General features: G+C 34.0%; 20 protein-coding genes. 5 read left to right on the forward strand and 15 right to left on the reverse strand.

Features of this window, described 5'->3' with window-relative positions; translation table 11 throughout:
- Positions 1-82: 82 nt before the first annotated feature.
- The 12 genes from H603_RS0102950 to H603_RS0103010 all read right to left on the reverse strand — a co-directional run bounded on the left by H603_RS0102950 (position 83) and on the right by H603_RS0103010 (position 9,875).
- Entirely contained in the window at positions 83-394 is a 312-nt protein-coding gene (locus tag H603_RS0102950) for a hypothetical protein (RefSeq protein WP_035675255.1), read from the reverse strand.
- 63 nt (positions 395-457) lie between these two features.
- Positions 458-835, reverse strand: coding sequence for a hypothetical protein (locus H603_RS0102955; RefSeq protein WP_026707178.1), 378 nt, complete (start codon positions 833-835; stop codon positions 458-460).
- Positions 836-994: 159 nt separating this feature from the next.
- Positions 995-1,213: a YgaP family membrane protein gene (locus tag H603_RS0102960; protein ID WP_394359119.1), complete on the reverse strand. Its 219-nt coding sequence runs from the start codon at positions 1,211-1,213 to the stop codon at positions 995-997.
- Positions 1,214-1,233: 20 nt separating this feature from the next.
- The gene (locus H603_RS0102965; RefSeq protein ID WP_316930247.1) at positions 1,234-1,452 is read right to left on the reverse strand and encodes an SHOCT domain-containing protein; all 219 of its coding nucleotides are present in this window, start codon (positions 1,450-1,452) and stop codon (positions 1,234-1,236) included.
- 3 nt (positions 1,453-1,455) lie between these two features.
- Positions 1,456-1,932 carry a Dps family protein gene (locus tag H603_RS0102970; RefSeq protein WP_026707181.1) on the reverse strand — a complete coding sequence of 159 codons (477 nt, stop codon included), beginning with the start codon at positions 1,930-1,932 and terminating at the stop codon, positions 1,456-1,458.
- Positions 1,933-2,280: 348 nt separating this feature from the next.
- The gene (locus tag H603_RS17045) at positions 2,281-3,228 is read right to left on the reverse strand and encodes an MlaD family protein (RefSeq protein WP_051219123.1); all 948 of its coding nucleotides are present in this window, start codon (positions 3,226-3,228) and stop codon (positions 2,281-2,283) included.
- 39 nt (positions 3,229-3,267) lie between these two features.
- Complete coding sequence (locus H603_RS0102980; protein WP_051219124.1) at positions 3,268-4,008, reverse strand: ABC transporter ATP-binding protein; 741 nt, start codon at positions 4,006-4,008, stop codon at positions 3,268-3,270.
- 4 nt (positions 4,009-4,012) lie between these two features.
- Complete coding sequence (locus H603_RS0102985; RefSeq protein WP_026707183.1) at positions 4,013-4,771, reverse strand: MlaE family ABC transporter permease; 759 nt, start codon at positions 4,769-4,771, stop codon at positions 4,013-4,015.
- 304 nt (positions 4,772-5,075) lie between these two features.
- Positions 5,076-5,405, reverse strand: a complete 330-nt coding sequence (locus H603_RS0102990) for a hypothetical protein (protein ID WP_026707184.1) — start codon at positions 5,403-5,405, stop codon at positions 5,076-5,078.
- Between the two features lie 69 nt (positions 5,406-5,474).
- Entirely contained in the window at positions 5,475-7,838 is a 2,364-nt protein-coding gene (locus H603_RS16365; RefSeq protein WP_051219125.1) for a glycosyltransferase, read from the reverse strand.
- Positions 7,828-8,874 (reverse strand): glycoside hydrolase family 130 protein, encoded by a 1,047-nt coding sequence (locus H603_RS0103000; protein ID WP_026707185.1) that lies wholly within the window; start codon positions 8,872-8,874, stop codon positions 7,828-7,830. Before H603_RS0103000 ends, H603_RS16365 begins: the two co-directional genes overlap by 11 nt.
- A 317-nt stretch (positions 8,875-9,191) precedes the next feature.
- Positions 9,192-9,875, reverse strand: a complete 684-nt coding sequence (locus H603_RS0103010) for a BON domain-containing protein (RefSeq protein ID WP_026707186.1) — start codon at positions 9,873-9,875, stop codon at positions 9,192-9,194.
- Positions 9,876-10,383: 508 nt separating this feature from the next.
- Between H603_RS0103010 and H603_RS0103015 the strand changes: the two genes are divergently transcribed.
- The 5 genes from H603_RS0103015 (at position 10,384) to H603_RS0103035 (ending at position 20,017) form a co-directional block, all read left to right on the forward strand.
- A complete protein-coding gene (locus tag H603_RS0103015; protein WP_026707187.1) occupies positions 10,384-15,384 on the forward strand; it encodes a DUF4132 domain-containing protein in 5,001 nt (1,666 codons plus the stop codon).
- Between the two features lie 122 nt (positions 15,385-15,506).
- Complete coding sequence (locus tag H603_RS0103020; protein ID WP_026707188.1) at positions 15,507-15,920, forward strand: hypothetical protein; 414 nt, start codon at positions 15,507-15,509, stop codon at positions 15,918-15,920.
- Positions 15,921-15,993: 73 nt separating this feature from the next.
- Positions 15,994-16,725: an SIMPL domain-containing protein gene (locus H603_RS0103025; protein WP_026707189.1), complete on the forward strand. Its 732-nt coding sequence runs from the start codon at positions 15,994-15,996 to the stop codon at positions 16,723-16,725.
- A gap of 182 nt (positions 16,726-16,907) precedes the next feature.
- Entirely contained in the window at positions 16,908-17,534 is a 627-nt protein-coding gene (locus tag H603_RS0103030; RefSeq protein WP_026707190.1) for a DUF1444 family protein, read from the forward strand.
- 107 nt (positions 17,535-17,641) lie between these two features.
- The gene (locus H603_RS0103035) at positions 17,642-20,017 is read left to right on the forward strand and encodes a leucine-rich repeat domain-containing protein (protein ID WP_026707191.1); all 2,376 of its coding nucleotides are present in this window, start codon (positions 17,642-17,644) and stop codon (positions 20,015-20,017) included.
- Between the two features lie 83 nt (positions 20,018-20,100).
- On the opposite strand, the gene H603_RS0103040 is transcribed toward H603_RS0103035, so the two are convergent.
- The 3 genes from H603_RS0103040 to H603_RS0103050 all read right to left on the reverse strand — a co-directional run bounded on the left by H603_RS0103040 (position 20,101) and on the right by H603_RS0103050 (position 22,557).
- Positions 20,101-20,535: a hypothetical protein gene (locus tag H603_RS0103040; RefSeq protein WP_026707192.1), complete on the reverse strand. Its 435-nt coding sequence runs from the start codon at positions 20,533-20,535 to the stop codon at positions 20,101-20,103.
- A gap of 30 nt (positions 20,536-20,565) precedes the next feature.
- Positions 20,566-21,822 carry a hypothetical protein gene (locus tag H603_RS0103045; RefSeq protein ID WP_026707193.1) on the reverse strand — a complete coding sequence of 419 codons (1,257 nt, stop codon included), beginning with the start codon at positions 21,820-21,822 and terminating at the stop codon, positions 20,566-20,568.
- A 93-nt stretch (positions 21,823-21,915) separates the two neighbouring features.
- Positions 21,916-22,557: a hypothetical protein gene (locus tag H603_RS0103050; RefSeq protein ID WP_026707194.1), complete on the reverse strand. Its 642-nt coding sequence runs from the start codon at positions 22,555-22,557 to the stop codon at positions 21,916-21,918.
- Positions 22,558-22,622: the final 65 nt, after the last annotated feature.

A 22,622-nucleotide genomic window follows, 5' to 3' on the forward strand; every position in this document is an offset into this window, starting at 1 on the left:
ATTTAGTAGTGAAGTTACGCAAAAAAAGCAGCTATTAAATACTTATTTTTTCTAATTTTTTAAAGGTAGTTGGTACTGCAGATTATTTTTCGATGTTTTCCACTGTAGTGATAAAATCCGCGGTTTCAAGACTAGCGCTAGGGCCGTAACCATTAATTAGCGTTCCTCTTTCACCATCACTGCACTCAATTGCGTACATTATTGAATTGTCATCAGGATTGGATTCGCCTTCAAAACGGTAATAATGTGCTATTTTCACTTCGGTCGATAGAAAATGTTTATCTGTTTTTAAAGAAACTAGATTTTTTCCATTGATTTCAAATTGCGATTGAAAGCCGAGTTTTTCTACCTCGGCTAGTACTGTAACCAAGCTATCCATATTTGTTTTTTCCATAATTATCGTTGTTAGAGTAGTAATGTGGCCTCTATATGCCCGCTTTAAAATAATTTTATGCTTTTATTTATCAAAATGATTTCTAACAAATGCATCGAGTTGGTTGTCGGTCATTTTATCTGCCGCTTCCACATCAATCTGTATGTCTTTAAAATGTAAATCTTTGTCTAAGTAATTCTGCAGTTCTGTTTTTGCATTGGTTGGACCAAATAAAAGTACGTGATTGTATTTCAAAATCTTTTCTGAAATTTTCTTGTAGAAGGCTTCTGTCATTTGCTCCTCTTTATTGTGCATGGTAAACTCACTTCTTGATAGCACTTCTTCTTTTGTATCAGTAGTGAATTTTGAATCAATAGATTTGCTGTTTTTCTCTGAATTTAAATCGATAAAATTGGCAGTTGAATGATCCATCCAAATGCCTAAGTTTTTTTGTGTTTCCATTTTTGCTTTTGTTTAGTGGTTATAAAGTAGATAAGGGCTTACGTGTTCGTCTGACTAAATCATTTCTAGTCCTTTTGGGAATTCGGGAGAAGTAGCAACGGTTATCATGCTATGTAATAAAGTCATAGTAATTACTAGCTCGTTATCAGAAGTTTTTGTTTACGTTCTGTCTTCCATTCTTTTATTCGAAAAGAATCCAAACGGATAATACAACGGACAAAAACTTATAAAACCAGTAAGGATAAAAACTCCAGCAAACATTAAAAGAGCGATACCCACTGTTCCTGTAATTACATTGGCGAAGTATAAGCCTATAAAAACTACTGCAATTAGTACTCTTACTGTTTTGTCAACTGTTCCCATATTTTTTTTCATCATAATACCGTTTGGTTTTGTGATTATTTAAGTTCAAGTGTTTTTTTGATTTCCTGATACTTTTCTCTACCAATTTCTCCTGATGCTAAACGTTTCTTTAATACATCAAGTGGTGTATCTTTTCTGGCTCTTTGTCCAGGGATGTTAAATGGACTAGCAAAAATCCAAAATAATAATACCATCCAAACAAACCACCATATCAAGTGCATTCCTACGTAACTGTAATTGTTATATTCCATCATAATTTAATTATTTAAATGTGAGCGTAAAAACCAAGCCATTTTTTCATGTGTTTCTACAAGTCCTGTAATAAAATCGCTGTTATCTAAGTCATGGTACTCGTTAGCAAAAACAGGAATATTAACTCTTAAGGACATGATCAATGTTTCATGGTCCATTAATAATTCTTTTAAGTAACCTTGACTGTCATTCTTTTCTCGCTTTTGTGCAGTAAACTGTGTCACGCTGAGAAATGCTTTGAGCATCGCATCTACATAATGCCCTAAAGTGCGTATGCGTTCACCAATGTTATCAATCATGCCATTTAGTTCGCCAAACTGAGCTTCAAAGAATTTGTGCTTGTCAAGAAAGTTAGGGCCTTCAATATTCCACTGTGCGTGTCTAGTTTTGGTATATAATACATATTCATCTGCCAAGATCTTTCCTAGATCTCCTGCAACACCTTTTCTATTTTGGGCTGTGATTTCAATACTGTTTTTCATAATACTGTATTTAAAGCTCTTCATTTTGAATTCCTGAACAAAGATGCGCCTTAAAGACTACTCATGAAATGACGCAGCGTGGTTAAAAAAGTGATATTCATCACTTTAATTTGGTGCAAAAATTCAATTAAAAATATGAGTTTATATTCTTATTATTTCCTCCGTCCCTCTTTGTAAAAAAAAGGCTTGATTTGAGTGATGAGCAAATTATTAAAAGGTATAAACCTTTCAATGAAGCTGTCTCCATGATTAGTAAGCCGATGCCTAAGATCAGTATTATATTATCAAGATAATTGCGTTCGTAATAATTACATTAAAAAGGCTATTTCTATAATTTATATAATACCATTAGTGATTTTTATTGGCTTCCATTTTATCTTTGGCTTTTTCTTTTTTCCTAAAAAAACCTCTTAGGAGAAAATTATGTTTTGCAGCTTCTTCTAACTCATTCAGTTTTTCTGTTGCTGTTCTCGTGTTTGTTACAATTGAATCTAGATCATTAGCCATTTTTTCATCCGAAAGTAATTTGGACACGATCCCTTTATCATTCTTTAACTTGGCTGTAAAAACATTTATATCGGCAGCACTTTTTTCAAACTTTGATAAGGTTTTCTTTAGACTTCTAGCATAAACGGGGTCAGTCATAACTTTAGATAAAGAACCATTTTTATCGTTCATTTTTTTAGTAAAAACTACAAATTCGTCAGTTCCGGTTTCGAGATTTTGTAATGTTCGATCTATGCTTTTAGAAAACTCTTCATCGGTTAGCACCTTTGATAAAGCACCTCTGCCGTTATTGATTTTATAACTGAATTCTGATAACTCTTTGGTAATAATCTCGGCATTATCAATACTCTTTTTGAGTCCGTTCATCAAGTCCTCCATTCCTACGGCTTCAGTAGATTTTATTAGAGAATGATCTTTTACAATTTCTTGTGATGCACTTCCTGCAGCAATCATCAATACTTTATCGCCCATCAATCCATCAGAACCAATGGTTGCAGAGGCATCTGTCTTGATATACTGTTGAATTTCAGAACGAATCACCATATTAACCATTACAATAGAATCAGAAACGAATTCAATTTCTTTCACCGTTCCAATGTTGATTCCTGAAAGTTGTACATTATTACCTATTTGGAGACCGCTTACATTCTTAAATTTTGCTTCCAAATGGAAGGTTGTTCCAAAAAGATTTTGGCTTTTGCCAATGAAATAAATAGCAACCAAGAACACCGTAAGCGATAGCGCTACAAACATCCCAAGTTTCCACGCTTTTATAATTTTATTTTCCATTAGATTTATTTTAAAAACTGTATTTATGCTATTTGTAATTTATTCATATTCAAAAAAAGAGCGCACCCATTCATCAGAACTGTTTTTAAGTTCTTCAAAACTTCCTTGGACATGTATCAATCCATCTTTTATAATTATGATTCTATTAGCGGTCATTTTTGCACAAATAATGTCATGTGTTATAACTATCGAAGTAGTTTTGTATTTTTCTTGAACCGATAAGATCAATTCACTAATTTCTTTACCAGTTATGGTATCCAGTCCTGCCGTAGGTTCATCATAGAGAATAATTTCTGGTTTGATGATTAAAGTTCTTGCCAGACCGATACGTTTAATCATACCTCCCGATAATTGAGAAGGCATTTTATCTATAGCTTCTTCAAGACCAACATTTTCTAATGCTTCGATGATCTGTTTTTCAACCTCCTCTTTTGGTAAATCCTTAGTATGATGTTTTAACGTAAAAGCTAAATTGTCTCTTACAGACATCGAATCATATAAGGCACCATTTTGAAACAAAAACCCAATTCTCAACCGTATTTTATTGAGTTCCTTGTAGTTTAATTTTGTTACATCGGTTCCAAAGACGTCTATTATTCCCTTATCAACTTTTAGCAATCCTACTACACATTTGATCGTTACTGATTTACCAGAACCTGAACGACCAAGAATGACTAAATTATTTCCTTTGTTCACAGTTAAGTCAATGCCTCTTAATACGTTGTTTTTACCAAAGGATTTAGTGAGTTTTTTGATATTTATGATGGGTTGTTCTTGCATAGTTTTAGAAAAATAAATCGGTTATTTGAACTGCAAGCATATCCAAAATAAAAATTGACAGTGAAGCGGTGACTACTGCCGAATTAGCTGCTTGGCCTACACTTGCGGTTCCGCCTGAAGCATTAAATCCTTTGTAACAACCTATAACACCAATGAAAAATCCAAAAAAGAAAGTTTTTATGGTCGCTGGTAAAAGGTCTATAAAATCAAGATGCTCAACAACATCTGAGAAATAGCGCATTAAGCTAATACTGCTGTGCACGTTATACCCAATATACCCACCATAAATCCCCACTAAATCAGCAATAATAACAAGTAAAGGAACCATTAAAGAGGTGGCTAAAATTCTAGTAACCACTAGATATTTAAAAGGATTTATTGCAGAAACTTCCATAGCATCGAGTTGTGAAGTAACTTTCATAGATCCAATTTCGGCACCAATGGCAGAAGCAATCTTCCCTGCACAAATTAAAGCTGTAATCACTGGTGCAATTTCTCTTATTAGTGAAAGTGAAACCATACTGGGCAACCAAGATTCTGCACCAAATTTTGTCATTGTTGGTCTTGACTGTATGGTCAGTACTAAGCCCATAATAAAACCTGTAATACTAACAAGGGGTATGGATTTGTACCCAATGGTATAGCATTGTCTTACAAATTCATTAAACTGAAAAACAGGAGTAACTAGTTCTCTAAAAAATCTTGCAATAAAAAAAGAAAATTTTCCAGCTTGAGTGAACTGCTCTTTTATAAAAGCTACCATGATTATTTTTTTAAATAGATAAATATTATTTGGTTAGGACCTGACTGATTTGAAATTTTTAGGTGAATTTTAATCTCCTGGAACAATTAATATTATATTCATATGAATTGTAATACAGCTTATTTCATGTCGTATTTCATTTTATTTGCAGCCTTAATGCGAGTCTAGTAAATTATAAAACCAAATGATACATTTGTGTATTCTCGATAAGGAGTGCTTCCTACTGCTGATAGATTGTTGAATTTAATTACAACCATAATTGTTAAGTTTTTTTATCTTTAAAAACCAAACGCTATTGATTTACTTAATCTTCGTCCAAATCATTGTGCGCATCGCCACCCAAACTATACCCATTATTTTCTTCGTCTTCACTACCAATTTGTTCCATTGCATCGTCAAGTTCAGAACCTGGAATATCTAAGTCAGAACCGGAAACATCTTCAATAAAATCCTTTTCGTTCCATTTGTTGTTTCGAGGCTTAATAATGAACTTTTTTTTCAAAATATTTTCTGGATCAATATCTTGTTTCTCTGTAAGTTTATTAAAGATATCATCGCTTGGTGCATAGTGCATTCGATCTAAATTACTTTGCTGTGATTCTGGTGATTTGAAAATATTTCTTGTTGGTTTCATATTACTAATTGTATTGATAAATTACTGGTACCTGATTCTTTAAAATTCTCATTAGGAGTTACCCATTTTTTAATTGGTTAACATTACACTTCGATTTTTAATCGTCATGCTCTTATCATGCATCTCCCTTTTTAATTTTTCCATGGTTAATCTTGCCATTAAATAACTTACTGTTGACTCTGCTCCTTGATTAAGATTGACATAACTATCTTCTAGTCCATCATAACAACCTCCTGTACACGGATTGTAGATAATTTTGTGCAGGTGATTATTACCTAAAAACCAACTAAATGCCATTTCCATAGCTTGCTGATAGCGATCACATCTAAAAGTTTCGTAGAATTTTGCTAGAGCCAGGATGGTATAAGCCACATCGATGGGTTGCTCGCCGCCAAGTATTTTCTCTTTCACTGGAGCATTATGGTGTAACCACCCTTTATTTGAAATAACTGTAATGCTATCATCTGACATAATTTTAGTTAATAAAAAATCAAATGATGTTTTTGCTATCTCTTTATAAACTATTTCTCCAGTAGCAAGGTAAGCACAGAGCATTGCTTCTGGTAAAATACTATTGCCATACGTCATATAGCTTTCAAACCAATGCCAATTTGGTTTTAATTCGTGCTTGTACATTTGCATCAAGCGATTAGCTAATAATTTTATCAATGCTTTATATTCAAAACTCATTACTTTTTTATTACTGTAATAAATTCCTTTTATCGTAAAAGCCATAGCTCTTGTGGAATGCATGGATACGGCACCTATCAAGGCAGCTTGCATGGTATGCTTTGCATTTATGATTAATGATTTTGGCAGTATTTCGTGCATCGAAAGCAAAAATCCCAACGCCCATATTGCCCGACCATTTGAATCTTCAAGATTTTCACTATTTTGTTCTGTAAATTTTTTATCTGTAGCTACATAATTTAAAAAAGTACCGTCTTTTTGTTGGCAAAAATGAATAAACTCATAATATCGGTTGATATAAGTTAAGTCTTCAAGATCATTTGTTAATTCAAAATGCTGGCACATAGCTACTAAAGCTCTCGCATTATCATCAAGCGTATACCCACTTTTAAAATCGGGTTTGTTAATTACTGAGAATTGAATCATAGCAAATGATGTAGTCAGTTCTTTCAAATGGTTTAAATTGATCTTAGGAGTAATATATTGCAGTCTAATTTTTTTATCAATAAATTTTTTAAATAAAGTAGCATGTGCAATTGCAGAATTTTCCCAAGCTGTTGGCGCCATTTTATGAATACCATTACTTGAAATTTCCTTACGCAACTTTGGATTATCGAGCAATAAGGTTACTTTTTTAACTAATTGATTTGAGTCACCAAAATTGATTGTCAATCCTCCTTTGTTTTTGATTAACTCATTTGCATGTGGTATTGGCGTTGAAATTACAGGACAACCACAACTTATTGCATACGAAAACGTACCACTAACCGCCTGATTAGGATCATTTGACGTGAATAGATAAATATCTGTAAGTTGTAAATAATCTAACAGTTCATCAAGTGGCAGAAAAGAATTAATAAATTTCACATGCTGCTGCAGCCCTAAGGTTTCAATTTTATGTTCTAAACCCTCACGGTATTTTTCTCCCTCTTCCAAAACCACAGAGGGATGTGTTTTACCTATAATCAAAAACAAAACATTTGGACTTTTTGCAATGATAGCAGGCATTGCATCTAGTGTTGTTTCGATAGATTTACCTGAGCTTAATAAACCAAATGTAGAGATTACCTTCCTGCCTAATAAATTGTATTTTTCTTTTAAAATTTCCTTATCTATGTACTTCACTAAGTGGATGCCGTGAGGAATAACAGTAATTTTATCCATTGAAATTCCATAATCCTGATGCAGTAATTTTGCTGAGTTTTTTGTCATTACTATAAATGAGTCAACACTTGCATTAATTTGTGCAACATTCTCTCTCAATGCCGCATCAGGATTAGGTAAAACCGTATGAAAAACAATGATAATACTCTTATTTATAGACTTTAAAAAATCAATAAAATCAGCTTCATTTGTTCTAAATAGTCCAAATTCATGCTGAATAAGAACTAACTCTAGCGATGTGTTGTTGTTGATTTGCGCTGCAAGTTCACGATAGGAATTTTCATTATCTGTTTCTAAAACAGCTACCACTTTTTTTCCATAGCTGTATTTATTTTTCTTTGTTTCTAATGCTGCTATTTTTATATCAAATGTGTTTTCGAATTTGTTATTTAATGCAAAAATTAAATCTTGTGAATAGGTAGCAATGCCGCACTCGCGTGGTGGATAAGAAGTTATAAATAATACTTCAGATCTACTGTTGGTTTTAACTATTTGTTTAGTAGTCGCTATCGAGTTAATTAGAGGTTCGTTTACAACTACAAATGCATCATTATGCTTTAATCTTACGTTATTTATCATCTTCTTTTTTATAAAGTATTAATTCATTTAGCAATCCTGAAAAGGAAACAGAGGCACAGGCAATTCTTTCATCTGCAGCGCCATAATAGATATATAAAGTATCCTCAAAAAGTGCGGTACCTGTTGGAAAACAAACATTATTAACTTCGCCGTTTAATTCCCAATCTAATTCTGGCTTAAAAAGTGGATAAGGAAGTCTAGCAATCTCTTTTTGTGGATTTTCGAGATCTAATAAGGCAGCACATCCTGCATAAATGAAACCTTCAGCACCATCTTTCACACCATGGTAAATTAACAACCATCCTTGCGCCGTTTCTATGGGTGGACAACCTCCACCAACATAACTGATTTCATGATCAAATTTAGAACTGAGCACTACATAATCATTAAAATGTCTCAGATAATCTTGATAAAACACCTCTGTCAGATCTTTTAAATCTTTGACCCCTACAACAATCTGAACTTCAGGTCGAATGCGATGCAAAAAATAAAAATTTCCATTTATTTTTCGCGGAAAAAAAATCACGTTCTTATCCCAAACTAGATATTTATTATTGTCTTTTTCTAAACTATTAGTGTGTTCATTGTATCGAAAATATTTTGGGTTTATAGCTGTTTCTTCTTCGGCCAATCTATCAAACTCTTCGAAACTGATTTGTGGTACTATCACCCCTTTTTTTTCAAAATGAATCAAATCCTTAGAAATAGCAAGACATCCTAGAGCATTGATTCCATCAAAACCGGTATAGGTTAAATAATAGAGGTCTTCAATTTTTACAATTCTAGGATCTTCCATACCTTGGCACTCATAATCAAACTCAGTAATTAAAAGAGGTTTTCTATCTCTTTCAGACAATGTCAAAGGACCATCGAATTTGCAATAACCAATGGTCGAATGATTCCCTTCAGCCACAGCACGATAGAACATATGAACAAAATTGCCTTCTTTTATGACAGCAGGATTTAGTACACCTTCGTTTTCAAACGGAAGTATCGTTTTACTTAATACCACACCTTCTTTCTTTACTTGTATCATTGTCTATCGTGTCTTAAATTAATTTTTGTCTCTTTATCTGAAATACAACCTCTGCAGAGGCAATGTTTATTGTTGCTTCTGCAGCTAAAAAACAAAAAAAGGTGCAGCGAATTCCTCAACTCGAGAGATGGTTTGCGCATCAATTGTCCCTAGAAATTTGTGAGATGTTAGTACAATAATTATTTTCATAATAGTTTTAGCTTAATTTTCGAGAATGTACCCATGTGTGTAGTGGTTGGCAAGTCTGGCCACGTTAGTAAGGCTAGCTCAGTATTCATATTATTCTATTTGTTACTGATCATATAGCTATGTACGTTCTAGATTATTTTGCTTTGATCAACAAATGCATACTCATATTCTACTACTAATCTATTATTCACTGACAATACTCCTGGTGTATTCCAAGCAATACGCCCAGCCTCTTCCTTTTGGTATAGCGAAGTCACATCACCTGTTAAGGTGACCATAGCACCTAAAACCGTAACAGTAATGTCTTTGGCATTGATAGACCAATGGCGTGCCAATGCGTTTTCAACGTGTTTTTTCTCAATACCATCAGGAACTTGAGATTTAATTTTGATATTGCAAGTAACACCTTTAACTCCCATAAGATAATTTACAGCACTTTTGGCTGCATCTCTTTCGTAGTTACAGGATAATTCTCCATCAAGAGTAACCCAGCCTCTTTCTACTTTAACCTTTACTTTTTCTTTAGGCACTGACCAGTTACTATCTAAGGCATATACAACCTCAACAGCAATCTCATTGTCATCTTTGACAAAATCATTATTGATAACTGTAATATTTTCAACTACAGCTTTTACACCTGCCACGTTTTTGGTTGCATTTTCTACTTCTATCTTCTTATAATAGCGATCGACATTTCCTGTTAAGGTTACAATACCATCTTTTACCATCACTCCTATTTCTGCAGCATGCATAAGGGGTTCAAATTGAATGGCATTCTGAACATCTCTTTGTAACTCTTCATTTGTTTTCATATCTGTAGTGCTTTAATTTAATTGCTTTTATCACTAGCTTAGTGCAGGTCACTTTTAATAAATTATTTGACAAAGTTGAGGTAGTTTTTTTCGAATGGAAATGATTGTACGACTATCTAAAAGTGATGTGAAACACTTTTTTGAATATCAGTCCGTGAAACTCATAGTATTTGCTTTCATTAGAAGTATAGAAATTGATTAATAATGTGACGAAAAACTAAGTATATTCAAGGTAATACACTCAGCAGTTCCTTTATGACACAATGAATTAAAGATTCTTTTCAATAAAATAATTCGAAAATGGCGTTGCCCAAAAATTGTAGTCATTTCTATTGCTACCAATCATTTAACATAGCATCGTAAAATACAGAATCATAAAAACTGCTAAAAATCCCCAAATACCGTGAGTATTAAAAGTTCTGTTTATTTTATCTTGCAAATCGTTATAACTATTTTTAAATAGTTATAAATAGTTGATTTTGAAAACAGTTTAAAAGACTTATATTCCATGATTCCAATTGAAGATGCTCAAAAATACGTCCACCAAAATAAAAAACCAGAAGTAGATCGCTTTGCCTTTAGGGCCTTCTCTGAACCGTATCGAATTCTAGCAAAGATTCTAGGCAGTATAGAAAAAGATAAAAGAGTCTATTACAATAGTACTGATTTTATCGAAGTTTTTGACGACCCCATTACTGTAAACCCTTGGGAAACTCCCGAAGGAATGCGTTTAGGTATGCAATTATATGGTGTTATCCAAGCACCATACTTAGCAGCTATGTGGGATTTTATGAATACACTCCCGTATCAAAAAGATTACGACAGAAAAGCTTTTCGATCAAAACCTTCGAAGGATATTCTAAGAAATAAATTAAATTATTTCACGCAATTTTTACGTTTTAGCAGAACAGGTTATGGCGAACTAACCCTTGAAGAACAATTTCAATATAGTACCTATTTCCCAGGTTTAAACAGCTATTTTCTCGCTACCGTTTTGCACAATGCAGATGGATTATTTGACGAACTATTAAATGATATTATTCAAGGGGAAGATGAAATTGGTGGCGTGAGCCCTAATATCATAAAAGCGCTATTACTTTCTGAAGATGTGCAACATTGGGAAATGGTAGCCAAACTATTGCTTGCCGCACAACGTCAAGAAGGGCTACGACAAACAATTTTAGAATCATTAGACGAAGCTGGTTTGAGTGCTTTCAAATACATGATTAATGTGATTCTCAAAAATGATTTAGCACGTTTTAGTAGCGTTACTAGAGCGGTAAGTACTTGGTTTGGTCTTCGATGGGAAACTCCTAAAAAGTCAGTAATCAACCGTGTTTTAGAAATCGCACAATCTTTAATTCTGAATTTAAAAGAAGTAGACTCTTATATTAACAGTAAAGACAACTTAGAGGTGTTAGTTGGCTTATGGGCCATAGCAATCTTAGATGTTGATACTGCAAATAGAAAAGCACTCGACCTTATCATCACATCAAAGGACAGAAATAAGAAGATTTTAGCGCTTTACTTTATCTACATTACAGAACGAACAAATGATGCTTTGGTTCCCTACTTTATAGAGCATATTGGCGAGGATTTCGCAATAGATCATTGGGTCACGGTCAACCTACCTCCTACTACCTTAGAAAATGAAACATTCCAGCGCTTATTTGAAGTTGCAAAAACAGCCGATGAAAAAGGGAAAACTTTTGAGAGTACAATTTTCTCATGGTGGTCCTTTACACCTTCATCAAGCTATTTTTATCAGTTTCTAATAAACGGTGCCACAGAACAACAACTAGAGTTAATGGCCGATAATTTGGAGGATTTACAAACAGAATTCAGGGAGAGTTACATTCGAAAAGTATTCCCCAAGCATTACAGCTACTCAGTTTATAACTACAAACAAAAACCTCAAGATAAAGAGCGTTTAAATTTCGATCAATATTCTTGGAAAAGAGCATTGGCACGAAAAGCCATCTACAACCGAAACGAACTAGTGATGGCAACAGGCCTCAATTTGTTTACAAAAATGCATCTTTACGACACCGATTTAACTATTGCCGAAGATTTATTAAAACGAAAAAATAAAGATTTACGTAGTTCTTTAATGTACTTAATTATTGGCTTACCAGTAGATAGTGTTCGAAATAGTGTGACAAATTTAGTCACTTCAAAAAATATTGACCAACGCATAGCAGGCTTGGAAATGCTCACAATGTTGCACGATGCAAACAGACAGCCTGACTTTATTGAAGGTCATATTCGTCAGTATAATGAACGTCCAAAAATTACTAAAAACGAACAAGTTTACTTAGACAAATTTGCAGATAATACAGAGGAATTTAATTTCACTAATGGATTTGGTGCTATCAGTTATGACAATTTAACGCCACTATACCTACCCAAAATTAAATTCGAAAACAAAACAAGCTTCTTCGATAGATTGGGCGTTTCCATGTTAGAAACATCCAAATTTAAGTTTAAAGATTTTATTGATGGTAACAAAATTATAACACAAATAAACAACCTAATTGCAATCGTTACTGAGAATCGAAATCATGAATATCAAGCTGAAATATATGATGGCGAAATTCAAACTACCTACATCAATAAAGGTATTCATGATATTAAAGTATTAAAAGAAGATGCTACCGCTGAGGAGAAATTACACAACATCCCGCTGGCAAATTTATGGATCGAATGGTACCAAAAAAGTAACTTAAATGATTTCGAAATGTATGCAGCAATTCGGCATATAAATAATCGAGGGAATCCGTTTGGGGAGTACAAAGAGCTAGAGTCCTTTGCTAGAGAATATTATCCTGATTTAAGTGGTTTGAATCTAGACAACAAAACTTTATATCATACTAAATCAAGTACCTATCGAACTATTTTAAGTAGTTTATTCAAAGCTTTTGCAGATACTAAAACTATAGTTAATTTTAAACTAGATATCCTCGAAGACATGATTGCTACTTTTCCTCAAAAGTTCAGGTTAATGAAATTTCAATCGGATAATTACCGCTACGATACTAAAACCTATAACTATGCGAATATTATTTTGCCTCTTGCACCTAGTTTAAGCCACAACAATGTTCAATATCTTGAGGCGGAAGATTTGCAAAGATACTGGGGACTTCACATGTATTTAATCGCTCAAGACATTGCCTATCCTGATGCCACTACTGATATTAAGATTATAACTGAGCAAGAAAAAAGACCGGGTATTGTGCCTTTTCCAGCTATTGATCTTACTTTAAAACTATACAAAAAGAATTTAATAAACGATGATGATTTGCTATTTCAAGCCATAAATTCTTCTGAGTTAATGACTATTATTGATGGCGGTTTTAATTATCGAATGAACTACAAACACATCGAAAGAAACTGCGTTCCTAAACAGGTTTTTACCAATCTAAAGACTAATTTACTAGAATCTGAATTAGAACGTGGCGATTTAGCGACTCCCGCTACGCCATTTATGAGATCAATTCAAACCGTGGAAGGCGTAAATTATGTTTTCAGAATCCTAGAACGATTAGGAAAAGAAAACTTCGAACGGGGCTACAGTTATTATGGTGACAGCAAAAAAACTGTTTTCAGCAGAATTCTAAAAAAGACAACGTTAAAAGACACCGAAAGTTATGCTGAGTTCGCAGCTCTTGCCGAGCAGTCAAAAGTAACAAAACAACGCTTAATTGAACTTGCTTGCTATGCTACGCAATGGACCACTTTTGTAGGCGAATATTTAGGTATTAAAAATTTAGAGTCTGCTGTGTGGTGGTTTCAAGCGCATGCTTCAGAGTACATGAATAGCGAAAAAGAAACTATTATTTCTCGGTATTCAAACATCCCTAAAAGTGATTTCGCCATTGGTGCCATAGACATCGACTGGTTCAATAAAGCCTACGCCACTGTGGGTAAAAGCAACTGGAAATTGCTTCACGATGCAGCCAAATATATTTCTGATGGAAACGGCCACCGTCAAGTAAAATTGTATTCTAGCGTGATGCTGGGCGAAGTTAAAATCACTGAAGCTTTAAAGAAAATAAAAGACAAACGAGATAAAGATTACGTGCGTGCTTTAGGGTTAATTCCATTGAGTAAAACAATTCCTGAAAAAGATTTACTAAAACGCTACAACCTTTTACAAGATTTCTTAAAGGAGAGCAAGCAATTTGGACAACAACGTCAGGAAAGCGAAGCTATTGCAGTCGAAATCGAGCTAGATAATTTGTCTCGAAATGCAGGTTATCAAGATCGCGTGCGTTTCAGCTGGGCAATGGAAGCAAAAGCTACGCAAGCAATCATGGATAATGCCGTGCTTGCCATCGATGATACAGTAATCGAATTGGTTATTAATGAACTTGGTAAAACAGATATAATAGTCACTAAAGCAGGTAAATCATTAAAAAATATTCCTGCTAAACTTAGCAAGGACAAGCAAGTTCTAGCATTAAAAGATCACAGAATGTATCTCTCTAGACAATACAGTAGAACGCGTATTTCACTAGAAAATGCAATGGTGAACGAGGACCAATTTACCGCAATTGAAATTCATAATATGATGCAGCATCCTATCGTAAAAGTGATGCTGACTAAATTAGTTTTATGCGTTCCTGAAAAAGAAATTTCAGGGTTTTATAAAGACGGTACTTTGACTGATGCCACTGGTAAAACGCATTTATTAGACGAGAAAGATTTGTTACTCATTGCTCACGCCGCGCATTTATACCAAGCTATAGAATGGGATTTATACCAGAAACATTTGTTTGCAGCACGCATAACGCAACCTTTTAAACAAGTTTTTAGAGAGTTGTATTTACTCACAAATGACGAACGTGAAAATAGCAATCGATCTGAGCGTTACCAAGGACACCAAATCCAACCTAATAAAACTGTCGCGCTTTTAAGAGGTCGTGGCTGGACAGTAAGCAATGAAGAAGGCCTGCAAAAAGTCTATCACAAACGTGGTTTTATAGCCACAATGTATGCTATGGCCGATTGGTATTCACCCGCTGACGCCGAAGCGCCTACTCTCGAGGAAGTCTGTTTTCACTCTATCGACAGTTACAAAAGGATTCCGCTTACAGATATCCCTGCTGTGGTTTTTAGCGAAATCATGCGTGATGTAGACCTTGTCGTGAGCGTAGCGCATGTGGGTGGCGTCGATCCTGAGGCGAGCCACAGCACCATGGAAATGCGAGGCGCTCTAGCAGAAGCTTCGGCTAAATTATTCAAGCTTGATAACATTACCGTCAAAGAGCGTCACATTTTTATAAAAGGTACTTTAGGCGAATATAGTATTCATCTTGGAAGCGGTCAAGTGAGTAAAAACGGACTCTCATTATCGATTATTCCGGTGCACAGCCAGCATCGTGGGCGCTTGTTTTTACCGTTTGTAGATGATGACCCGAAATCAGCTGAGATTATTTCGAAAATGAAATTATTAGCCGAAGACAATAAAATACAAGACCCAACAATTTTGGCACAAATTAATAGCTAGCAATTAAAGGATTAGGGCGTTCCCTCACAAAGGCGTGAGGGCGGGCTTTCTGTTACAAGTCCTCGCGCTACCGCGCTGTGGGCTTTCCACTACAATCCCTAACGCAAAAAAAATCCGTACAAATGGAACTAAGGTTACAACTAAAAAGACTGGGGAAGAAGAAAGTAAAAGAAGTCCCGTTTACATTAGAGAAAAATCCTCAAAACTTAGAAGAATTATTAATCGCTTGTGTAAAAAATCAAGTAGAAGCTTTCAATGCAAAACGAACAGAGGTTAACGTGATTGGCTTTTTAAGTCCGGCAGAAATTCAAGAAAAAGCCCAAAGTGGTAAAATCGAATTTGGGGAATTGGCTAATACTGAGTTGGCTGACCTACAAAAAGCAATTGACAATGTCTTACTCGCTTTTCAAGACGGACTCTTTCTTGTATTTGTGGACGATAACGAAATTACCGCTTTAGAAACACCATTAGAATTGCATTCACAAAGTGTCATAGCTTTTATAAGAATGACATTTCTTGTAGGTACGTATTGGTAACTAAAATAATTTAATTAACTACATTGCAACTTAAAGAAGACAACTAAAAAAATAAAAAAATAAAGTACACATTATGAAAAACTACAGCAATGCCATCATTTTCGGACTGGCAATTATTATCTCTTCTTTCTTCCTAGGAAAAGCATTTACAGATAGAAATAAAAAAGACGGTGAAATTGAAGTAACGGGTTTAGGAACAACTGATTTTTCATCAGACCTGATTGTATGGGAAGGTCGTTTTGGGTCTGTCAATACTGACTTAAGGCAAGCCTACCTTTCCTTGGAACAAAAAAAAGCAACAATTAATGATTACCTAACAAAGAAAGGAATTAAAACTGGCGAGATCATTTATAGCGCTGTTGCTACAAACCAAAAAACCAAACAACTATACAATGCAAGTGGTGAATATGCAGGTGAAGAATTTGTAGGTTACGAACTTTCACAGTCCATCGAAATCAAATCTAAAGAGGTTGATAAAATCGAAAAAGTGTCTAGAGAAATAACTGAATTACTGAATCAAGGGGTCGAATTTTATTCCCAAGCACCAAGATACTACTACACAAAATTAGCCGACCTCAAAATCGAAATGATTTCTAAAGCCACTGAAGACGCAAGATTACGCGCCGAAAACATTAGTAAATATTCTGGTGGAGATTTAAGTAATCTAGAATCAGCTAAGATGGGAATCTTCCAAATAACGGGTCAAAATTCAGGAGAGGATTATTCTTGGGGAGGGACTTTTAATACTAGCTCTAGAGACAAAACAGCATCAATCACTATGAAATTGGTTTACAAAGTAGATTAACGATCTAGTATTCTGCTAGCCTATCTTTACAAAAAACGACATTCAATTGAGTGTCCTTTTTTTTTGCTTTTGCTTTAGCGTAACACACAATTATACTAAGTACTAAAATTATAAATACCGGAATACGGTTAAAATAAAACTGTCCCGCCTCTCTAAATTTGTAGTAAAGAAAATAACTAATTATGAGCAAAACAATCTACGGAAAAGAAAAGACCACAGAAGAAATAGCACAAATTGTAGCACAAACAGAAGCAAGTGATAAAAAAATCTTTCCTATTTTAAAACCTGCAAGTTGGGTGGGTCTTAAAGCAGGCGCATTAAATTCTGAACTTATTGGTGCTACAGAAAACAATGATTTAGAAGTCGTGATAGGTTACGGTATAGATACTCCGGATAATTTTATCTTCCTTACTCAGGATCACTTAAAAACGATGGATGCTGACCAAATTGCAAAAGAAGCTTTTGAAAATTTAGAAAACTATGCAACAGAGTTTGAATTTTCTGGAGCTTTGCAAAACAAAGCGCTAACCTCTAGTGGAAATGACTTTTCGAGTGAACGAATACTTTCTAAAAAACACATGATGAAAGCACACCAAATGTTAGAGGCAGATGAATTATTAGTGTCAATACCAAGACGCTCGTGTATGATGGTAATTTCAAAAGACGCCGATGAGGAACTTTTAAACACCTTCATATTTTTACACAAACATACGTGGAACGATGACAGTTACGGCAATGCTCCTATAGCAAACATTTTATTTCTTGTCAAAGACGGTGTAATTGTAGGGCATGGCGCATTAGGAGAATAATATATTTTACTCTAATGACTTAAGGTTTTAAACTGTAATTTAATACGGTAGAATAGCTCTTTAATTCAAAATAAAAAGAGCCCAATTCGCTCATTTCAAAACTAATAATGGAATTCAACAAAGAAAATCTAGACAGCTTTTATGGAAACTTAAAATCTGAAAAGGAGTTTCCTCAGGCCTTTTTATACGAACTTTTCCTAGTAGGGAAAGTAACTCGCAATGACGCAATAATTCAAGAAGTTACTGAAATTCTTAAAGAACATGGTAGCTTAGAAACTAATGCAGCATTTGCAACGCGAAATAAACTTCCTGAAAATGGCGAGGATTCAGTTAAAATATTGAATACGCTACTTCATTATGGTGTTATAGACCCTTCATTTCCCTTAGGAAAAATGTATAGCTCACTAGGGTTTTCATCTCTTTCTATTAATGACGAAACTGTCGCAAAAAAACTGGAAAAGCATCCAGAACTTATTTCGCTTTTAAACGGTATAACTACATTGAAAATAGACAACGTATTTACAAAAGGTTTGCCTAGTGAGATTTGCGATATTGCCTCTTTGACGACTTTAGAAATTGAAGGTAATTACCCGTATTTACCTAGCAATATTGGAAATTTAAAACTTTTAGAAAAAATTAGTTTAGAGTTACCTAAACTTACTTTATTTCCAGAATCATTTTGGTCTTTAAAAAATATAAAAGAACTAGCATTAAGCGACATAGAAACAGAATTCCAAGAGTCGCTTCAATTAGAAAAACTCACAAAACTAGAAGAAGTAGGCTTCTACAAAGTCAATTTAAAAGATATTTCTCAACTAAAACTTCCTTTGAGTTTAAGAGAATTAGATTTTATAAGACTAGAACACTTAACAAAACTTCCTGCTAGTATTTCTACACTAGTAAATCTTGAAAAATTTAATTTGTTTAAATGTCCCAATCTTACTGAAATTCCGAGTGGATTCAACCAGTTAGAAAAGCTTTTTGTTCTTAAATTTAAAGCCATTCCATTGATTAAAACGATTGAAGACCATCAAATATTTACAAAACGTTGTGAATACATCACTTTAGATGATGGTTTAGAAATTGTACCAGGAAATGCGCCAATTCTAAATTTTGAATTATTAATTAATGATGTCGAAATTTTAAATTACGTGTTATCGCATCCGCAACGTTTCTCACATTTAGAGAAACTAAAAATCCAATATATCACAGATTTTTCTGCTGTAAAGCTCGGGTTTGGGCAATTAACAACACTTAAAGCTATCGATATTCATCAAGGAAGCTTTATGGAAACCTTATTTCAAAATATTGAAAACTGTACGCAGTTACGCTATTTAAAAGTATACGGCGCCAGCATAGAAAGCATTCCGGAAGGTTTTAAAGCCCTGCAACACTTAGACTATTTGTGCTTTATTAGTTGTAGAAGTTTAGTTATAGAGGCTGAAAATTTACCTTCTAAAATTAAAGAATTGCATTTATTTGACATTAAAGAATACGTTGCCTCAGAAAAATTATTAGAAACTGAACAGGCTTATTTTGGGAATGTAGCTATTGCAAATCCTCAAGTTTTATTTCGCTATTTAATTACGAAATCTCTTCATTTTTCAGGTATTAACGAATGTAAAAACACAGAAGAAGACTTAATACAATACTTGCCAAAACCAGATGTATTGACCACACTAAAAGCCTATACTAATACCGGTCATTTTCAAAATGTACTTCACTATTGTACCAATTTAGTGTATTTACATTTAGATAATAATGAAGCTAGCCCTGTGCCTATAACATCTAAAGCTGCGCCTCAATTAAAGTATTTAAAGTTAGATTTTTATAAAGCCGAAAATCTAGAGGATATCATCGCTAATATGCCAAATTTAGAAACCTTAAATATGGCGCACTATAAAGTTACAGCGACCTTTCCTAAGGTTACGCTGACTTATTTAAAAGATCTAGATTTGAGTTATACCTCTTTTAAAACGCTTGAAACTTTAGAAGCGCCTGTTTTAGAATCGCTTTATATCGCGCTAAGTTATCAATTTGGTATGGCAGGGTATGCAAAATTGAATCAGTTTAAAGCTTTAAAAAAACTAAGCTTTATGGGTATTGCTGATGAGGTAAATAGCATTCCTAAAAGTATTTCAGAATTACAACTTACTGAGTTTTTAATCAATCATAAATTTGAAGTCTTACCCGAATTCCTAAAGCATATAACTACGTTAGAAACCTTATCTATTGAAGGAAATCACTTTGTCGATTTACCAACTTGGATTGCCGATTTACCAAACCTTAAGCGTCTTTCTATTGATAATTGTAAGTTTGAAAATGCTGTTCCCGAATACTTTCAGAAACTAAAACTGAAAGAACTAAAATATTACATCTCTGGTTTTAATGGACATAATATGAATCCAGAAAAATACAATAACTTAATAACGCCAGGTTACACTAAATTGAAAAAAGAATTCAGCACAGAAGATCATGATTAACTGATTATTATTTAAAACTTTAAAAGCCCAATTATAAAATTATAATTGGGCATTTAATATGATATGCAATAAGTAATCAAACTTTACACTGCCGAATAAGCTTTAATTAATTTATACAAAGTCATTTTGGTTTTAAACAAACTACCATCGTCATGGCGAAAAATGTACAATGTTTTACCGTCATGTCTGTCGATAAATAACAAATCGCCTTCGGTATTACTTCCAATTGTTATGCTTGCAGATAACATTAACATAGACCAACTCTTACCTTTTTGGTCATAAATAGTAGGGCCTAAAATATCTTTTAATGTATTCGCATAAGCCTTTAAAGCACGAACCTCACTAACTTGCATACCATTAATCGTTGTTAACGCAATCATCTTTTCAAAACTATATAATGCAAACACTTCATCTTCGATAGTGACTTTTCTTGGTTTTTCTTTTATAAAGGTACTGTAGTTTTTTGCAAACAAATTTGCGGCGAGGTCAATATTTTCGACAATCAAATCTTCATTCATATCTTTTATCTTTATTGTTTCTTTTAAATTTTACCATTTCATAATTGGTTCCTCTTTCCAAATAACCAAACGGAATTCTTCATAATGCTTTGCAGTTCCTATGGTATGCTTGTCTCTAAGTCCTTTATTTAGGATTAATTTGTGAAGCATTCCTGACGAGGAACCTACCCATAAAACATCTTCGTCATCAGAGACTGTCATACCTGAAATTGTTGATCCCAAAAATTGTTTCCAAATACATTTTCCCATTGTATCAATTGCTTTAATATACCCATAAGCATCTCCCAAAATGTAATATTGTGAGGTGGCTACACCACAATACACGCGCATGCCATCATCAATCAAAGTATAAGGATCATAATCGACATTAGTGTTAACAGTACCATTTTCTAAATCAGAGGTTGCTATACCTAGGGTAACACCATTATAAAAATGGCAAGAATTACTAATCAATTGCTGATCATCTTTCGAAAAAAGACAAAAATGAGGATAAGAAGACTGCAATTCTACATCAGCGATTTCAACTCCATTGTGGTCTAAAATTCGGTGTTCACAACACTGATCTCCCACAACAATATAGTTGTTATCATTTGAAAGTGTGGCATTTTCCATGTCTATGTTAGACTCCCATTCCTCATCCTCCAAATCAGGTAATGGATGAATCATTTTTTCAGATTCCGTGGAAATAATAAATATCCCCTCAGAAGTGATTAGCAAAACTTTCTCTCCATCATTAAACGGAATCAGTTCTGTAATCCCGAAATCCTTTGTTATATCAAGATTAAATTGTGCTATAATAGTACCTTCCCAACCTTGCGTTGTTACAATAGCATTATTTGATGCAATGGCAAAAACATTATTTTTTTTGGATTTCCCAATAGCATTTATAGCCGCATCGAGTTCGATAACCATCTTTCCTTTGAGAATATAAGCTTGCCGTTTTGTGTAAGCAGTTCCTACCACAAAAAGAATCTTTTGCTCCTCGATAAAATGTAGTTGTTCTATACTTTGCCCTTTGGTTTTCATAAAGTTGACCATTGGTCCGTGAGCTGGTGGAAAATCTTCTCTAAATTGAGACACCGTATTATTCAAATTGGCTTCTTTCAAGAGCTCAAAAACAGCATCTGATAAATGGTCTCTATCATCTTTAGGTTCTGGACCTTTCCAGTTTTCCCAACCATTAGTATCTCCAAATTCCACCATTTTATTTACATCAGAAGCATATTTACTTCCTACCGTATTCCATTCTAGTTTGATGTTTTCTATATCCGTATTTGCTAATTTCATTACTGTTATTTTATTTCAATAGTGCTTGAAGTGAAAATTGTTTTATGCTGGTATTCTATTACTGTTTTTGGAAAGTACTGAGGTTAATCACATTTAATTAAAGAGGATTGCTGTTTTATTTTCAATGCTAAATTTTGCAGCATCTATCAGAGTTACACACACTAAAATTTCAATCCAAAAATCTCCTTCATTAGAAATAATTGTATTTAACTCATCTACATTAGTAAGCTTGTTATCCTCATCTATTTCAATACCTAAGTGAGTGGTAAGACTTTTTAATTCACTTAAAAGATCATAAGACGAACCAATCATCGCTCCAGGAACAGGAAACTCATCATTGTCAAAAAGAACCTCTGGTAATGCTACAGGAATATAAAATCCTTCAACATCTGAATGTGTCAAAAGATGACTAGACATATAGGAATAATGGTCTTCTAAGATAGCATCTGCACTAGGCTCATCTTCCACGGAGAAAACTGTTGGCTTCCAGTTTTCGTTATCTTCATTCTCCCAAGTATGTGCTGCAAATCTTCTTAAGTGATGCAAAAAACTATATGGAAAACCTCCAAATTGCAACGGACTTGTCTCCATCACCTTTGGTTCTTGGTAGGGTGCTACATTATTTTTGACCAATATGGCGTTTATATTCTCAAAAATCACTTCGTAAGCTTGGTAACCTTGTGGCTCGTTTTCTATAAAATCGACCAAAATTCCAGTTATAATTGATAATCCCATTGTTTTGCTGTTTTTGTTTTATAAGACAAAATTATAACCTAAGTCCCTCGCATCCATCCCTGAAA

Source organism: Flavobacterium frigidarium DSM 17623 (assembly GCF_000425505.1).
Taxonomy (GTDB): domain Bacteria; phylum Bacteroidota; class Bacteroidia; order Flavobacteriales; family Flavobacteriaceae; genus Flavobacterium; species Flavobacterium frigidarium.

Coding starts and splice junctions, on each gene's coding strand:
- H603_RS0102950 (WP_035675255.1), bottom strand. CDS start 394: ATGGAAAAAACAAATATGGATAGCTTGGTTACAGTACTAGCCGAGGTA.
- H603_RS0102955 (WP_026707178.1), bottom strand. CDS start 835: ATGGAAACACAAAAAAACTTAGGCATTTGGATGGATCATTCAACTGCC.
- H603_RS0102960 (WP_394359119.1), bottom strand. CDS start 1,213: ATGATGAAAAAAAATATGGGAACAGTTGACAAAACAGTAAGAGTACTA.
- H603_RS0102965 (WP_316930247.1), bottom strand. CDS start 1,452: ATGATGGAATATAACAATTACAGTTACGTAGGAATGCACTTGATATGG.
- H603_RS0102970 (WP_026707181.1), bottom strand. CDS start 1,932: ATGAAAAACAGTATTGAAATCACAGCCCAAAATAGAAAAGGTGTTGCA.
- H603_RS17045 (WP_051219123.1), bottom strand. CDS start 3,228: ATGGAAAATAAAATTATAAAAGCGTGGAAACTTGGGATGTTTGTAGCG.
- H603_RS0102980 (WP_051219124.1), bottom strand. CDS start 4,008: ATGCAAGAACAACCCATCATAAATATCAAAAAACTCACTAAATCCTTT.
- H603_RS0102985 (WP_026707183.1), bottom strand. CDS start 4,771: ATGGTAGCTTTTATAAAAGAGCAGTTCACTCAAGCTGGAAAATTTTCT.
- H603_RS0102990 (WP_026707184.1), bottom strand. CDS start 5,405: ATGAAACCAACAAGAAATATTTTCAAATCACCAGAATCACAGCAAAGT.
- H603_RS16365 (WP_051219125.1), bottom strand. CDS start 7,838: ATGATAAATAACGTAAGATTAAAGCATAATGATGCATTTGTAGTTGTA.
- H603_RS0103000 (WP_026707185.1), bottom strand. CDS start 8,874: ATGATACAAGTAAAGAAAGAAGGTGTGGTATTAAGTAAAACGATACTT.
- H603_RS0103010 (WP_026707186.1), bottom strand. CDS start 9,875: ATGAAAACAAATGAAGAGTTACAAAGAGATGTTCAGAATGCCATTCAA.
- H603_RS0103015 (WP_026707187.1), top strand. CDS start 10,384: ATGATTCCAATTGAAGATGCTCAAAAATACGTCCACCAAAATAAAAAA.
- H603_RS0103020 (WP_026707188.1), top strand. CDS start 15,507: ATGGAACTAAGGTTACAACTAAAAAGACTGGGGAAGAAGAAAGTAAAA.
- H603_RS0103025 (WP_026707189.1), top strand. CDS start 15,994: ATGAAAAACTACAGCAATGCCATCATTTTCGGACTGGCAATTATTATC.
- H603_RS0103030 (WP_026707190.1), top strand. CDS start 16,908: ATGAGCAAAACAATCTACGGAAAAGAAAAGACCACAGAAGAAATAGCA.
- H603_RS0103035 (WP_026707191.1), top strand. CDS start 17,642: ATGGAATTCAACAAAGAAAATCTAGACAGCTTTTATGGAAACTTAAAA.
- H603_RS0103040 (WP_026707192.1), bottom strand. CDS start 20,535: ATGAATGAAGATTTGATTGTCGAAAATATTGACCTCGCCGCAAATTTG.
- H603_RS0103045 (WP_026707193.1), bottom strand. CDS start 21,822: ATGAAATTAGCAAATACGGATATAGAAAACATCAAACTAGAATGGAAT.
- H603_RS0103050 (WP_026707194.1), bottom strand. CDS start 22,557: ATGGGATTATCAATTATAACTGGAATTTTGGTCGATTTTATAGAAAAC.